Source organism: Roseateles sp. AC306 (genome assembly GCF_979253795.1).
Genome location: NZ_CEEDEB010000053.1, coordinates 1 through 425, shown reverse-complemented (window position 1 = coordinate 425; position 425 = coordinate 1). Strand labels below are relative to the sequence as shown.

The following is a 425-nucleotide window of genomic DNA, read 5'->3' as shown; positions in this document are numbered from 1 at the left end:
CCTTGAGGGCCCGCGCGGAACTCCCTTCGCTACGCTGCGGTCAAACAACCGCACGGAGTCAGTTCTTGAAGTGCGCTTCGCGCACGCCCTCAAGGCCTTCCGCTGCTCGGCGGGGCTAAAAGGGGGCATGCAGAAATACATCCACCACCCGCACTTCGGGTTTGGCTGTTGGCTGTTCGGCTGCTCGGCTGTTTGGGGGCCTCCCCTTCTAAACCGCTGAGAAGCGCAGAAGCCCGGGGCGCGAGCGCAGCGAGCCTCAAGCTCTGACTTCGCGCCGCCTGTTTGAGCAGAGCGTAGCGACGCGAGTTCGGCGCGGCCCCGGGTTTCGAGCATCGCAAGGAACCCCGCAGGGGCGGTTTCGCAGGGGAGAGCTTTTTGCCTACTTTTTGGCGGCGCAAAAAGTAGGTCGCCCGCGGGGGCGAAAT

The 425-nt window shown here is 64.2% G+C and carries 1 protein-coding gene; it reads left to right on the top strand.

Translation table 11 applies throughout. The annotated features are described in order from the left end of the window. Positions 1-220, top strand: a 220-nt coding sequence (locus AC0IZJ_RS28360) for a hypothetical protein (protein ID WP_471855597.1), incomplete at its 5' end; no start/stop codon positions are given. Positions 221-425 lie beyond the last annotated feature (205 nt).